The organism is Serratia plymuthica (assembly GCF_018336935.1).
In the GTDB taxonomy this organism is placed as follows: domain Bacteria; phylum Pseudomonadota; class Gammaproteobacteria; order Enterobacterales; family Enterobacteriaceae; genus Serratia; species Serratia plymuthica_B.
Genome location: NZ_CP068771.1, coordinates 1440751 through 1454017, shown reverse-complemented (window position 1 = coordinate 1454017; position 13267 = coordinate 1440751). Strand labels below are relative to the sequence as shown.

Sequence of the window (13267 nt, the reverse complement as noted above, 5' to 3'; positions counted from 1 at the left end):
CCGCCTTTTTAGGTTCAAGACTATCGGGTTTTTTGTTGCCTGAAATCCTCCGCCCTGGCAAAACGAGCCCCTCAGACGACCCTGTTTCGCCGATGGCGACAAAGTGGCGACAACCGTTTTGTAAGGTACAAAAAAACCTGCTTTCGCAGGCTTCTTGTTAAATCCAAAGTGATCCCTGATTGCTCCTTGTTGGGTGCGGTGAAGCAATATCAATTTTACCCGGTGATACAATCTGCCGTTGGATAGATTCCAACGTCACGAAAGTACAACTGCAATTAATATTTTGGCACTGGTGATAGCGTTCTTTGGTATTCCCACTCAGATAGCGGCTTGTGCGGGCATGGGCGGCAGTTCGGCAAAGCGGGCAATGCATCATATTGATATCCCCTTCTTAATCTCTCAATGGCCGCGATAATAGCCGGGGGCAAATTCCGCGTGCTTGAGCGCCACCAGTGGCAAGGCATGAATTTTGCCAATCAGGCCCAGAAAATCGCAGACCTGACAGAAAAATATTGCGTGGAGCTAAAGCTGGGATACTTACACGAGGTTGCCACCAAAGACGACTTTTTCAACATCAAGAACGCCAGTCGCGATGATCTGCTGAGTGCGCACCGTGTGCCGCCGCAAATGATGGGGATTATCCCGAACAACACCGGCGGCTTCGGGACGTGAAAAAGGCCGCTCAGGTGTTTGTACGCAACGAGCTAACGCCGCTGCAGGAACGCATGAAAGAGGTGAACGAATGGATCGGCGAAGAAGTGATTAAATTCGCGCCATATGAGCTACCGGGCGAATAAGCAAAAGCCGCCAGTGATTGGCAATATTTTGTTAAAAGAACAATGCAATAAACTGCAAAACAAATGAAATACCAACCAGCAACATAGCGATATCTTTTACCTTTCGGCTCTTAACTGCATCCTCCTCCACCTTCTTAATTAATGGAATATTGGCATAAAAAGGAAGCCCGCCGCCTTCAGTGCGACCGGGCCACCAAGCAATAATTGCCCCGCATGCCCCAACAAGATAAGAAACAGCATTGATAACGGTTGCGATGCAGCTCATCTACACCCCCATGGCATTATTGGCAAGCCGCCTGTTAAAGGCGGCCTGCATAGACACATTCAAGAATGTTTTTCGATTACCAAATCAACACCTTCATTCAGCAGCTCATTGATTGACTGCCCGGTGGCTTGTGCCGCAATCGCTAATGCCTGATGACGCTCTGGCGACAAGCGAGTGGTCACTTTGCCGCTATACGATTTGTAAGGTGCAATACCATCTTTTTCACACTCATCTAAAAAGATCGCAAGCGAGGTAGAGCCTTCTGTTTTCAGTTCTTCAACACTGTAGGCATAGAAGTCAGCACCGCCATTCAGTCCGACAAACTCACCCCGGAACATTTCAATTTCAGGGTCAAAGGTAATAACGGCCACGTGGCCGTCGATTTTAAGTGTATTGTTCATCATGGTTTAATTCCTAAGCTATCCAACCAGATCCGTATGGAGTTAACCGCCCCCTTGTCAGTGGTAGGTCTGGGGTGTGGCCGGTGAAAGACACGTTTTTCATCTTTCAACAACACCGCGATCCTAGAACCTTCCCTTTCGTGAATCTCCGCCCCTAATGCGGTAAAAAGCGCCTCAATATCAGACCACTTTATAGAACCGTTGACAGGTCGGGCAAACACATCTGACAGCGTTTTTTGGTGTCGTTTGTTCATGGGGTTTACAGTATCACTTTGTGACACTATTGCAAGGGTGTAATGGTGTCGTTTTTTGGTGTCATGGTTTGATATAGAAATGCGTGCTGCTACAAACGCCTGAGAGCGCCGCTAGCGCGTTGTGTTCTAAAACTGCGTGGATGCTTGAATGATTCGATAAATCGCCGTGATGGCCCGCTGGCGGACAATTTGAAATAGTCTAAACACCACTTGCGCGCAATGCTATCCCCGCCTCGCCTGCGCGCTTTATATGTCGCTTTTAATGCAGTTGCATGATCCGGCGCGATCCGCGCCAGTGCTGGCGCTGCGGGGGATAAAAATCATACCGGATCATCATGCAAAACCATGCACCTGATGCATGCATCAACCTTTGGCAACTAAAGGTTGTTAAAACCTCACCATTTTTAGATATAAATTATTAGGTGATGGTGCGGGGTTGCTAACGCACATATCCGCTCTACGGAAACAAAGCTGTTTAGCAAGTATCGGTTCTTCAGTCATCAACCGTGCTGACCGGCCTCTACGGAGGCTTTGGAAAAAGAGGCGCCGCCGGGATTAGTTCTGGCTACCACATCCTCAGAGGATTTATTCTTTAACTCAACAACCGCCATTAAAAGCATTATAAATAAAAGAGAGAGAAAACATCCTCCAACAGAGTCGGAGGATTTAATGGGAGAGTATCAAAGACACTGAAAAAAATAATTACAAACCCAATCTGGAAGTTATCAAACCAGATTAATCCCAGAGAATTATCCAACGACTCCGTGCCAAACCTCAGTTAAACCAGAAGATGTTTACCGGTAATTAAAAATCCAAATTAAGGGGGCCGATGTGGAACTTTGAAATTAACCACGGTTTTACATCGGCGTCAAACTCAATATGGAATCCATCGTTGAAACTGATAGTTGCACTATACCAAATGTCAATGGAAGGAGACAAATACTCGTTATTTGATGAAAGAACGCCATTGTCAAAACTCAGAGTGAGCCCCCCCACTTTGTAGCCAAGTATGTTGGCGTTTATATTGAGTTTATACTTTCTTTCACCAAGTTCCAGCACCTCGATGTGTACATCAATCATGGCCGCGACGTTAAAATCTTTTTGGAATATAGGTGTAGAATCATAAGATTCGAAAAACGCAACGTCTTCACCTGTATCAGATACATGTGCGCCAGATACTTTAACGGCGACAGAAGGTTTCCACTCTACGCCATTATATTCGTGCAGTAACGCATCTGCGAATGCATCTGTCGGATCCTTATCTTTTGAGAAACTTGGGTCAATTCTTCGGGAAGCATCAATGAGTTTTCTTGCAAAAAATTTGGCGATATCTTTTTGTTGTTCACTTGTTTCTATTTGATTTTTCATAAACACCTCTAGATTGACAAGTTATTAGGAAAGCTACTTTGCTTAATGCCATTAAAATGTAGTTTAATAAATATTATTAATCAAGCCTCCGTTAAGTTGCTTAATAAATAATATAAAACCCAATCATTACATAACAAAGAGAACACGGTAGACGATTAACTAATGGCTCATAGATTACTCTATCATCGACGTACAACAGTCTGGGAGTATGTTAATAGGTTTTTTATTACCCACATTATTAATAGGTAACTAAACATAGCTTTTATGGTAATGTCATTAATTGGTTAAATGTGATGTATGAGGCTAAGAACCAGAATCAAACGTCTGGCCCATAGAACCATCTTGAAGTTTAGCGTCTCCATAAACGCCCCGGCTAAGTTTAAATCTCGAATCTCGTCTCATACGTCACCTATGGATTAAGAGATCGCGGCAAGCTGCCTGATCACTCCTGCTTTTTCGGGGGCAATGCTGGTCTTCATTTCCCCCGCAAGTTCTGAAATCCATATCAGTGCAATGTCTTTATCTTTCGCTTGGCTCTCATAACAAACCCCCAGACGGGCGATGAGTTCAATACGTTCTAAAACAACCACTTCATCCACTGCTTGCACTCTTTCCCTCCGATGCTTAATTACTGTGTGCACATACAGCATATGCCTATCAAATTTAATTGTGCAAGCAATTATTGGAAGTCCGCCCAATCCTTAATCTGCGGATAGTGCATTGAAATATCACCAAATTTCACTTTAACGCCGCGTGCCAGTGCTTCCAGTTGTAAGTATCCCGTTAAACCAAGCCATTCACTTTAGAGATCTTCCGCCATACTGACTGTGTCCCCTGATGAGATCACCATGCGCATTGCCCGACTCACTGAATATCAGAACATCGCCGAACATAAATAGATAGGTCGAAGCCGCACAGCCCGCCAATGAAGACGGCCGTGAGGTCCCGAATACCAACGATGACAACGGGAAGGCTGCGGATTTTATCAGGCATCCGTCCCGTGCCCACTGGCCTGAATCACTGCTCTTGCGAGTAAGCGACCCATTTGGCCATGTCGTGATGCGAGATATTCCCGCCGCAGACAACGATCCCGATGACGGCATCAGAGGGTAACCTGGGTGCGGTGGCAATAACTGCGGGTATAAGCGCCCCGGATGCGAGTTCAACCCATAATTTTGCCTGTTCGCCAAAGGCGAGCATGCCGTCAATCGCCTCCTTATCCGAGACAACAACTATGTCCTCAGCATAGGCTTGGGCATGGGCCAGCATCATTTCATCAATCAGCGGCACCCCAAGGGTAGAGATGATCGAGGTGACATCAATGTTTACCGGCTTTCCGGCACGCAACGCCTGATGCATTGAGTTGGCACCTGCGGTCTCAACGCCCCAGATTCGGATATCCGGCTTAATGGCCTTTAGCGCCGTAGCCGCACCTGCCAACATTCCACCGCCACCCACGGCAATGAAAACGTCGGTTAACTCCGGGCAATCGGCAATAAACTCGAGCGCCAGGGTTCCATGCCCTTCAGCTATCAGCGAATCGTTGCAGTCGTCGATGACGACATATCCCTCGTCAGCCATAACTTTGGCGCGCTCAAATGCCGCATGGACATCGGATTCTATGATCACCGAACTGCCCAAGCCCCGGACCCGGTCGACAGAGGTCGCCGGCGCGTTGGGGGGCATGACGATAGTGACGTTGGCGCCAAAGATCTTCGCAGCCTCGGCAATAGCGATACCAAAATTGCCGCCGCTCACCGCGACAAATCGGGTCTCTTTGAAATCGCCTTTCAGGCTCAGGAACTTGTTAAGCACCCCGCGCGCTTTAAAGGAACCGCCAAGCTGAGTATTTTCAAGCTTCAGGAAAACCGGTCTCTGAATGTGTTCAGCCAATCTCGTGCCGGCAATGGTTGGCGTACGGATGACCTTCCCTGCTAACCGCTCTGCCGCCGCGACGACCGCGTTAAATTCAATTAATGTTGTCATTTTTGCCCAGTCAGGTAGAAGTTGTTGCATCAAGTGTTTGGCAAACTATCCCGACTGAGAATAGAGTTCTGTGGGCAGGGTTGCAACAGGCGTACATATTGGTTTTAACCATAAAAAAAACCCGCCGGCGGGCGATTGCCAACTGCGCAATCCACTCTCCAGACGGGTTCGTTTCGAATAATGACTTAGCCGTGCCGCGTTACTTTTGTTCGGCGCTGCTCATGGTGTCTTCGGCTTTCCACACGCGGTATTTCACTTCCACGTCTTTCGGCACGTAAACCACGATCGGCAGGCGGCTGTTGTAGCGCTGCATGGCGGCATCGCCCAGATTAGCGGTGATAAACTTCTGCTGTTTGGCACCGTCCGGGCAGGCCATCATGGTGGAGGCCGGTGCAGACAGCTTATCCAGCACCAGGTAGTCGTAGCCCCAGCCGGAAAGGGTTTTGCTCTCCAGCATGCCGCCCATCATGTGGCGGTTACAGTCCACTTCCAGCGTTTTCCCGATCAACAGCTCAACCTTGAAGTTTTCTTCCTGCTCCTGCTTCGGCAGGTAAATCACCTGGCGGCTCATGCCTTTTTCCGCTTTCGGATACGGCGCGATCTTTTCCAGCGGCTGTTTGCTGATATCGGCGTCAACGGACGGGGTGGCAGCAATAGCGCTGGCGGAAGCGGCCATCAGCAGGCCGGAAAATACAACGGATGCCTTGTTCATGTTTTATCCCTACAATTTATAAAATGCTCCGGCCATAAACTAATACACTATCGCCAGCCTGGCTATAGGTTTAATCTTCTTTACAATAGCGCACGTGTAGTTACAAAAACCTATAACCAGCCATTGGTCGGGATAAAACCTCAGTGGGTGGCGGTTTTGGCGATATAGGCCTTCACCACCTGATAAACGTAGTCCTGGCATGCCAGCCCGGTTTGCGGGTCGTATTTGCCCTGATTGGTAATATTGTTGGAAAGCACGCGGATGCCGATAAACGGAATAGCGAAAGAAGCGGCGATCTGCGCCGCAGAAGCCGTTTCCATCTCTTCAACCGAGGTGTGATAACTTGCCCGGAAATGGCTAATACGGTCCAGTTCGCTGTTCCACACGTCGGCGGAGCCAATCACGCCCTCAACCACCTTGCCCCGGGTGTAACTTGCTTTAACGCCTTCCGCTATCGCCAGCAGGTTGGCGTCTGCCGGGAACTGGCGAATGCTGTGGACATTTTTATCCTCACCCGCACTGCCCTTCGAAGCCAGCAGGTCCATGGGTTGCCATTGCCGTGAGTCGCTGCCTTCCCCTGCCGCCTTCTTCGGTGTTTTAAACGCGCCCAGGCTCACCGAATACTTACCCAGCACGATATCGTAGACCTTGAGCGCCGGATCGTGGCCGCCTGCGGTTCCCTGGTTGATAATCGCCACCGGCTGGAAGCGAGTGGCGGCAATCGCCGTGGCCGCCGCTGCATTGGACATGCCTTTCAGGGTTTCCGATACCACCACCGGATAACCGTCCACGGTGCCATGCCAGAAACGCCAGCCGCCAATCTGTTCCTCACGCGGGTTATCCAGGCGTTGGGCGAAGCGTTCCGCCTCCACCGGCATTGCGCCTTGCACCACAATCGGCCCGCCTGCATGGCCCTGCTGCGCCAGTGCCAACGGGGAAAATGCCACGCCACAGGCGGCCAACAGCATAAAGCTCAGTTTTTTCGTCATCACCACAGCGTCCCGATAAAAAGCAAAGGTTTACCTTAGCCGAAAGGCGAAACTCCGCCTATCGCTTTCTCGCGGGTCTGCCGAAGGGTTAAGGTTTTCTTAAGACAGAATTATTACAGTGGCATAATTCCTCACTGTCACCGAGCCTGCGCGTGAACCCAAAACCTTCATTAAATCAATCCTCAACGACACCACAAATTCAGACTAACGCCCTTTACTCCTTACCGGCATCCTTTTACCTTTGGCAGGTTTTTGGGTTGATAGTCAGTGGGTTGTTGTTCCTTTGGTTGTCCCGCAACGAACAGCTGGATTGGGCCATCAGCAATTACTGGTTCGACGCCGCCAGCGGCCATTTCCCCTGGCAGAACGATCGCTGGCTGGATCTGATCAACCATCGTTTGTTGAAGATCGGCGTGATTAGCGGCGCGGTGCTGGCGCTGTTTTACGGGATTTACCGCCGTAACCCGCGCATGATCGTCGCCATGCTGCTGATCGGCATCGGGCCGTTGGTGGTCGGGATCCTCAAAGCCACCAGCGCGCATTCGTGCCCGTGGGATCTGATCGAATACGGCGGTAAAGCGATGTCCTACCCACTGTTCGGCGCGGTGCCGGCCGAACCGGGGCCGGGCCGTTGCTTCCCCGGCGGCCATGCTTCCAGCGGTTTTTCGGTGATGGCGCTGTTTTTCCTGTTTTACCCGCAACGCCCGCGCCTGGCCTACTGGTGCTGGTTTGGCGGCATTGCGCTCGGCATGATGATGGGGTTTGGTCAGATCATGCGCGGCGCACATTTTCTTACCCATAACCTGTGGGCAGGTTGGTGGGTTTGGCTCAGCCAACTGGCTGTTTATTGGATGGTTAGCGGGTATTTCCGCCGCAAGACAAGGTAAATATTATGGAGCAGTTGAATTATCTTCTTTTCGCCTGGATCAACGCGACCCCGGCGTCCCCCGAGTGGTTAATCGATATCGCGACCTTCCTGGCGCGCGATCTGATCGCCATCGTGCCTATGCTGATCGTCGGGCTATGGCTGTGGGGGCCACAAAGCCAACTGGTATCGCAACGTGAAGTGGTGGCCAAGACGACGATTGCTCTGCTATTCGCCATGCTTTCTGCCGCGACCATCGGCATGTTGTTGCCGCACGAGCGGCCGTTCGTCGCCGGCATCGGCTTCACCTTCCTGGCCCATGCACCGGACAGCTCATTCCCCAGCGATCACGGTACCGCCATCTTTACCTTTGCCCTGTCCTTCCTGTTCTGGCACCGGGTTTGGTCCGGCATTTTATTGCTGATCGTCGCGGCCGGTATCGCCTGGTCACGTGTGTATCTTGGCGTACACTGGCCGCTGGATATGGTCGGCGGCTTCCTGCTCGGCCTGGTCGGCTGCCTGTTTGCTCAACTGGTGTGGAACCTGTTTGGCGATGCTATCGCCGCTACGCTGACGCGCCTGTACCATTTCCTGTTCGCCTTCGCGATCCGCAGGGGCTGGGTAAAAGAATAATCGCTCATAACGACAGGGGCGGCATCGCCCCTGCCATTACACCACCCCGGTGGTGACGCGAAACTCCCGCATTTTTCCTCCCTCCAACATTTTCGCCGCCGCAGCCCCTCCGGGCGCGTGCGGGCTGCTGGTAGCCGGCTGAACAAACCTGAACAGGCGTTGGCTGCCTTGTTGCGTAATGGGGCGCAGGCCGTAATTGAACTGGGCGGTAGAAAACCGTGTTACGTACCGCCTGCCCTTTGACGCCAGCATAAAGAACTCGGCCTGATCGACATACAGTGACAGATCGTCCGAGCACAACATCTCTTGTTCGGCCACGTTCCCGTGCGGTGCCAACGCCGGAGCCGGCAGATTCTGACGGAAGACCGCACCCGGAATGCAGCCATAGTTAAGGTGGCAAACGTAGTCCAACGGCAGCGGCTCATCGGCAAGGTTGGTGATTTGCATCTCGATGGAAAATTGTGCGCTGTCCGCCGTTAAACGCAATGCCGGGCGTACCCGACAACGTGGGTGAGAAAGTTCTCTGCTGCCGTAAAGCGCCAATGTATCGCCTTCCACCTGCAACCCTATCCGTTGCATGCCTGCCAGCGCCCCCTCATGCGGCGGCCAGGGTGAATGAAACGCCACGCCGCCAACCGGTTTGTTCTTGCCCGGCCGGGCGCTGCGACGCCCCGATTTCAGCGAGTAGCCGTCAAAATCGGCATCCCAAATCGTCAGGCCACGGTAAGGCAATACCGTCAACGTGCCGCGACGGTTTGCCAACGTCAGCACCTGGCCGGCCTCTTCACAGGTAAAAGCCGTGACCACAAAATCCGCATTGCGGAAAACTTCATCCGGTTGCATCCCAAACTGCTCAGGTGCCAGATTTATCATCATGTTCCTCCTTTTCCCCTGGGTGTTTCGCTCGTAAACGCGCAGCTCGCACCTAAAATGTTACTTAAATAACATAATGCTGTTCCTTATGTTATACACATGACAGCCAAAAAACGATGCGTTGCGCGTCATTTTTAAAATCTCGCTAGGTTTACCGCTCGCTAAATGTTATTATTCTAACATTGTTCACATCCTGCTTTGTTTAAACCTCAATAAGGAATCGAGATGACTACCGAAAACATTGATTACGCCCGCTATGTCGATCACACCCTGCTGGCCATGGACGCGACCGAAGAGCAAATCGCCAAGCTCTGTGAAGAAGCGCAGCAGCACAATTTTTACGCCGTCTGCGTAAACTCCGGTTATGTACCGCTGGCGGCGCATCTGCTGCAAGAAAGCGAAGTAAAAATTTGTTCCGTGATCGGTTTCCCTCTGGGTGCCGGCCTGACCGCAGCAAAAGCCTTCGAAGCCAAAGCGGCGATTGCGGCCGGCGCGCAGGAAATTGACATGGTGATCAACGTGGGTTGGCTGAAAAGCGGCCTGCTGGATGAAGTCAAAGCCGACATCGCCGCCGTGCGCGAGGTTTGCGCGGCGATCCCGTTGAAGGTAATATTGGAAACCTGCCTGCTCAGCGATGCGCAGATCGTTCAGGTATGCGAAATGTGTCGCGAACTCGATGTGGCCTTCGTTAAAACCTCAACCGGCTTCAGCACCGGCGGCGCTCGTGAAGAGCACGTTAAACTGATGCGAGCCACCGTGGGCAGTGAAATGGGTGTGAAGGCATCCGGCGCCGTGCGCGATCGCGCAACCGCCGAGAAGATGATCAAAGCAGGCGCCACTCGTATCGGCACCAGCTCTGGCGTAGCAATCGTTTCCGGTGATCAGGCTGCCGCCGGCAGCTACTGATAACCTGAGGCACCTCAGTATCGGGTGCACGCCGTGAAAATCTGATGCGGGGTAATACGTCCAGCCAATGGCTGAGCGCGTATTGCCCCGCATTTGTGTGTTCGGCCCTGGAGATTGGCTCTTAACCCTGTGGGAAGACAGACTGATGGAAACGCGGCGCGAAGAACGTATTAACCGGTTAGTACAGGCGTTAAAGCGCTCTGACAAGATCCACTTAAAAGAAGCCGCCGTGCTGTTGGGCGTTTCAGAAATGACCATTCGCCGCGATCTCAGCGCGGAACCGGCCGCCGTGGTATTGCTCGGCGGCTATGTGGTAGCCGACCCGCGCAGCAACGGCGTAACCAACTATTTCGTTTCCGATCAAAAAGCCAAGCAGGTAACGGAGAAGCGCCGTATCGGCCTGCTCGCGGCTGCGTTGATCGGCGAGAACGACACGGTATTTTTCGATTGCGGCACCACCACCCCGGCGATCATCGACGCCATTACCGATGAACTGCCTTTCACGGCGGTGTGTCACTCGCTGAATACTTTCCTGGCGTTGCAGGACAAACCGAACTGCAAAGTGATCCTGTGCGGCGGCGAATTCAAACCGAACAACTATATTTTCACCGCCGTCGGCCGGCATAACGAGCTGGACCATATCTGCCCGAATATTGCCTTTATCTCCGCCGCCGGCCTGAGCCTGCAGCATGGCGCGACCTGTTTTAACTTCGACGAGCTGGAGATGAAGCACCGGGCGATGGCGATGGCGCAGCAAAAGATCCTGGTCGCCGACCACAGCAAGTTCGGTAAAACCAAGCCTGCATGCATCGGCCCGCTGACCCAGTTCGATCGGGTGATTACCGATCGCCAACCCGACTCGCAGTTTGTCGATTTTTTCGACGAAAACGCTGTCTCCATTCGTTTTTGAGCCATCTATCACCGTCGGGGCCGCCGGCGGTGCTCTTCATTTATCTGTTCGGATCCATGGTCCGACAGGACAAATAATGCGCAGTTGATGCATTTATTTTTTTAACCGCACGCCAAATCAGGTTAATAAGTCGCAACATCCCTTCAGGCAAATTCCCCCGCCTCAGTGAAACCCGACGAAATATCGATGGTCATTGATGCTTAACTAAGCTTTTATATGATAAATAACGGCAACCTCGATGCGATAAATATCAACAAACTCGCAACCATAATGCTCTAAATATGCCCAAATTTAATTATTCATATGATGAATGGTTAAGCATTTTTATTCGCTAGCCGGTTAACTAGTTTACCTGAGTTACTAACAGGTAATTTTCAATAAAATAAATAAAAATCATTAAGTTAATGGTAATTTTACTTAAAAATACTCTGTGATCCGCGTCACTAAAAATGCTTAATCCGGGTTTTTAGCTAGATCCAAACCTGAGCTTAAAATATATTGCTCGGCTTGCTGGCAACGATAGCGTTTTATCCGGTTAAATATTGTCCACTCCGAATAAACGTTAAAATACTCATGAGAGCGTTCTCAGCGCAAAATCTTACACAATTGCGCAACACGTGCGTGAAAAACCAATAAAAAAGCAGTTATACGCACAGGTTACGCATTTGGGAGCATGATCACGGTTGTTTCTACTGTAAATCGTTATCTTGCCGCCAACAAAAATCGGCAGGCACGAACCTTCCGGCAACAGTACTGATGGAAAGCCCTGATTCGGCGGAACGTCATTTGGTTAGTTATCCGGCGCCTGAGCAAAAAGATAATTAGCACAATAAACAACCAGGGGGACGCCAGTTATCCCCGCAAGCAACACCTGATTCTTACCGATGCCGCATCTGAATTGCGCCATTCGGTTTTAACCCTAAGTTTTGCCTTTAATTTTAAATTATCGTGTTCACTTCGGAGATATTTATGGACACTACACAGACCGGCACTATTGCCTCTGCGGCTTCTGGCTCCACCAGTACCTGGCGTAAAACGGACACCATGTGGATGTTGGGCCTGTATGGCACCGCCATCGGCGCAGGCGTTTTGTTCCTGCCAATCAACGCCGGCATCGGCGGTTTGATTCCTTTGATCATCATGGCCATCATTGCTTTCCCGATGACCTTCTTCGCCCACCGTGGCCTGTGCCGTTTCGTACTCTCCGGTAAAAATGCCGGTGAAGACATCACCGAAGTGGTTGAAGAACACTTCGGCATCAGCGCCGGTAAGCTGATCACCCTGCTCTACTTCTTCGCTATCTACCCAATCTTGCTGGTTTACAGCGTGGCGATCACCAATACCGTCGACAGCTTCATTACCCACCAGTTGGGCATGACCTCGCCACCGCGCGCCATTCTGTCGCTGATCCTGATCGTCGGCCTAATGACCATAGTGCGTTTCGGTGAGCAGGCGATCGTGAAAACCATGAGTATCCTGGTGTTCCCGTTTGTCGCCGTGCTGATGCTGCTGGCCGTCTACCTGATCCCGAACTGGACCGGCGCCATCTTCGAGAACGTCTCCCTTTCCGGTGCAGGCACCGGCATGGGCCACGGTCTGGTGATTACCCTGTGGCTGGCGATCCCGGTCATGGTGTTCTCCTTCAACCATTCGCCGATCATCTCCGCCTTTGCCGTAGCCAAGCGTGAAGAATACGGCCAGGAAGTTGCCGAGAAAAAATGCTCCCGCATTCTGGGCTACGCTCACATCATGATGGTGCTGACCGTCATGTTCTTCGTGTTCAGCTGCGTACTGAGCCTGTCTCCAGAGAACCTGGCGGAAGCCAAGGCGCAGAACATCTCGATTCTGTCTTACCTGGCCAACCACTTTAACAACCCGATGATCGCCTATATCGCGCCGGTTATCGCCTTTATCGCCATCACCAAATCGTTCCTCGGTCACTACCTGGGCGCACGTGAAGGCTTTAACGGCCTGATTGCCAAATCGATGAAGAGCCGTGGCAAAACCATCAGCACCAACAAGCTGAACCGTATCACTGCCATCTTCATGCTGATCACCACCTGGATTGTCGCAACCCTGAACCCAAGCATCCTGGGTATGATCGAAAACATGGGCGGCCCAATCATCGCCATGCTGCTGTTCCTGATGCCGATGTACGCAATCCACAAAGTGCCTGCAATGCGCAAATACAGCGGCCACATCAGCAACGTGTTCGTCGTCGTGATGGGCCTGATCGCCATCTCCGCAATTCTGTACAGCCTCTAATCAAGCTCCGCCGGCGCCCCGTGCGCCGGCGTCTCTCGGCACG

At 51.5% G+C, this 13267-nt stretch carries 15 protein-coding genes and 2 pseudogenes; 7 read left to right on the top strand and 10 right to left on the bottom strand.

From position 1 onward, the window contains the following. Window positions 1-157: 157 nt before the first annotated feature. Complete coding sequence (locus JK621_RS06905; RefSeq protein ID WP_212559176.1) at window positions 158-376, bottom strand: DNA-binding transcriptional regulator; 219 nt, start codon at window positions 374-376, stop codon at window positions 158-160. Window positions 377-402: 26 nt separating this feature from the next. Here JK621_RS06905 and JK621_RS25510 point away from each other — a divergent pair. Continuing rightward, a pseudogene (locus JK621_RS25510) lies at window positions 403-507 on the top strand (hypothetical protein); the annotation flags it as partial. Between the two features lie 27 nt (window positions 508-534). Further along, window positions 535-797: pseudogene (locus JK621_RS06895) on the top strand (phage portal protein); the annotation flags it as partial. Between the two features lie 31 nt (window positions 798-828). On the opposite strand, the gene JK621_RS06890 reads toward JK621_RS06895, so the two are convergent. The 8 genes from JK621_RS06890 to JK621_RS06855 all read right to left on the bottom strand — a co-directional run bounded on the left by JK621_RS06890 (window position 829) and on the right by JK621_RS06855 (window position 6772). Beyond that, on the bottom strand, window positions 829-1062 hold the full coding sequence (locus tag JK621_RS06890; protein ID WP_212559175.1) for a hypothetical protein: 234 nt from the start codon (window positions 1060-1062) through the stop codon (window positions 829-831). Between the two features lie 59 nt (window positions 1063-1121). After that, complete coding sequence (locus JK621_RS06885; RefSeq protein WP_249337151.1) at window positions 1122-1466, bottom strand: type II toxin-antitoxin system HicB family antitoxin; 345 nt, start codon at window positions 1464-1466, stop codon at window positions 1122-1124. Further along, complete coding sequence (locus JK621_RS06880; RefSeq protein ID WP_212559174.1) at window positions 1463-1717, bottom strand: type II toxin-antitoxin system HicA family toxin; 255 nt, start codon at window positions 1715-1717, stop codon at window positions 1463-1465. Before JK621_RS06880 ends, JK621_RS06885 begins: the two co-directional genes overlap by 4 nt. An 804-nt stretch (window positions 1718-2521) precedes the next feature. Continuing rightward, complete coding sequence (locus JK621_RS06875; protein ID WP_212559173.1) at window positions 2522-3085, bottom strand: hypothetical protein; 564 nt, start codon at window positions 3083-3085, stop codon at window positions 2522-2524. Between the two features lie 416 nt (window positions 3086-3501). After that, a complete protein-coding gene (locus JK621_RS06870; RefSeq protein ID WP_249337150.1) occupies window positions 3502-3684 on the bottom strand; it encodes a hypothetical protein in 183 nt (60 codons plus the stop codon). A gap of 418 nt (window positions 3685-4102) precedes the next feature. Next, window positions 4103-5071 (bottom strand): threonine ammonia-lyase, encoded by a 969-nt coding sequence (locus tag JK621_RS06865; protein WP_212559171.1) that lies wholly within the window; start codon window positions 5069-5071, stop codon window positions 4103-4105. A 199-nt stretch (window positions 5072-5270) separates the two neighbouring features. Next, window positions 5271-5783, bottom strand: coding sequence for a serine protease inhibitor ecotin (eco, locus tag JK621_RS06860; RefSeq protein WP_212559170.1), 513 nt, complete (start codon window positions 5781-5783; stop codon window positions 5271-5273). 140 nt (window positions 5784-5923) lie between these two features. Then, window positions 5924-6772: a 5'-methylthioadenosine/S-adenosylhomocysteine nucleosidase gene (locus JK621_RS06855; RefSeq protein ID WP_212559169.1), complete on the bottom strand. Its 849-nt coding sequence runs from the start codon at window positions 6770-6772 to the stop codon at window positions 5924-5926. Window positions 6773-6924: 152 nt separating this feature from the next. Here JK621_RS06855 and JK621_RS06850 point away from each other — a divergent pair, with 152 nt between their 5' ends. After that, the gene (locus tag JK621_RS06850; RefSeq protein ID WP_212559168.1) at window positions 6925-7659 is read left to right on the top strand and encodes a phosphatase PAP2 family protein; all 735 of its coding nucleotides are present in this window, start codon (window positions 6925-6927) and stop codon (window positions 7657-7659) included. A 5-nt stretch (window positions 7660-7664) separates the two neighbouring features. After that, the gene (ybjG, locus tag JK621_RS06845) at window positions 7665-8270 is read left to right on the top strand and encodes an undecaprenyl-diphosphate phosphatase (protein WP_212559167.1); all 606 of its coding nucleotides are present in this window, start codon (window positions 7665-7667) and stop codon (window positions 8268-8270) included. A 36-nt stretch (window positions 8271-8306) separates the two neighbouring features. Here the strand turns inward: ybjG and JK621_RS06840 are convergent, their stop codons facing one another. Beyond that, window positions 8307-9143, bottom strand: coding sequence for a hypothetical protein (locus JK621_RS06840; RefSeq protein ID WP_212560144.1), 837 nt, complete (start codon window positions 9141-9143; stop codon window positions 8307-8309). Window positions 9144-9368: 225 nt separating this feature from the next. On the opposite strand from JK621_RS06840, the gene deoC reads away from it, so the two are divergent. The 3 genes from deoC (at window position 9369) to JK621_RS06825 (ending at window position 13224) form a co-directional block, all read left to right on the top strand. Then, window positions 9369-10049: a deoxyribose-phosphate aldolase gene (gene deoC / locus JK621_RS06835; protein WP_212559166.1), complete on the top strand. Its 681-nt coding sequence runs from the start codon at window positions 9369-9371 to the stop codon at window positions 10047-10049. Window positions 10050-10194: 145 nt separating this feature from the next. Next, window positions 10195-10959 carry a DNA-binding transcriptional repressor DeoR gene (gene deoR / locus JK621_RS06830; protein WP_212559165.1) on the top strand — a complete coding sequence of 255 codons (765 nt, stop codon included), beginning with the start codon at window positions 10195-10197 and terminating at the stop codon, window positions 10957-10959. A 969-nt stretch (window positions 10960-11928) separates the two neighbouring features. Further along, complete coding sequence (locus JK621_RS06825) at window positions 11929-13224, top strand: HAAAP family serine/threonine permease (RefSeq protein WP_212559164.1); 1296 nt, start codon at window positions 11929-11931, stop codon at window positions 13222-13224. Window positions 13225-13267 lie beyond the last annotated feature (43 nt).

Excerpts from the sequence above, each read along its gene's own strand:
- deoC (WP_212559166.1), top strand. The coding sequence starts at position 9,369 with ATGACTACCGAAAACATTGATTACGCCCGCTATGTCGATCACACCCTG.
- JK621_RS06890 (WP_212559175.1), bottom strand. The coding sequence starts at position 1,062 with ATGAGCTGCATCGCAACCGTTATCAATGCTGTTTCTTATCTTGTTGGG.
- JK621_RS06875 (WP_212559173.1), bottom strand. The coding sequence starts at position 3,085 with ATGAAAAATCAAATAGAAACAAGTGAACAACAAAAAGATATCGCCAAA.
- eco (WP_212559170.1), bottom strand. The coding sequence starts at position 5,783 with ATGAACAAGGCATCCGTTGTATTTTCCGGCCTGCTGATGGCCGCTTCC.
- JK621_RS06865 (WP_212559171.1), bottom strand. The coding sequence starts at position 5,071 with ATGACAACATTAATTGAATTTAACGCGGTCGTCGCGGCGGCAGAGCGG.
- ybjG (WP_212559167.1), top strand. The coding sequence starts at position 7,665 with ATGGAGCAGTTGAATTATCTTCTTTTCGCCTGGATCAACGCGACCCCG.
- JK621_RS06840 (WP_212560144.1), bottom strand. The coding sequence starts at position 9,143 with ATGATAAATCTGGCACCTGAGCAGTTTGGGATGCAACCGGATGAAGTT.
- JK621_RS06885 (WP_249337151.1), bottom strand. The coding sequence starts at position 1,466 with ATGATGAACAATACACTTAAAATCGACGGCCACGTGGCCGTTATTACC.
- deoR (WP_212559165.1), top strand. The coding sequence starts at position 10,195 with ATGGAAACGCGGCGCGAAGAACGTATTAACCGGTTAGTACAGGCGTTA.
- JK621_RS06825 (WP_212559164.1), top strand. The coding sequence starts at position 11,929 with ATGGACACTACACAGACCGGCACTATTGCCTCTGCGGCTTCTGGCTCC.
- JK621_RS06905 (WP_212559176.1), bottom strand. The coding sequence starts at position 376 with ATGATGCATTGCCCGCTTTGCCGAACTGCCGCCCATGCCCGCACAAGC.
- JK621_RS06880 (WP_212559174.1), bottom strand. The coding sequence starts at position 1,717 with ATGAACAAACGACACCAAAAAACGCTGTCAGATGTGTTTGCCCGACCT.
- JK621_RS06855 (WP_212559169.1), bottom strand. The coding sequence starts at position 6,772 with ATGACGAAAAAACTGAGCTTTATGCTGTTGGCCGCCTGTGGCGTGGCA.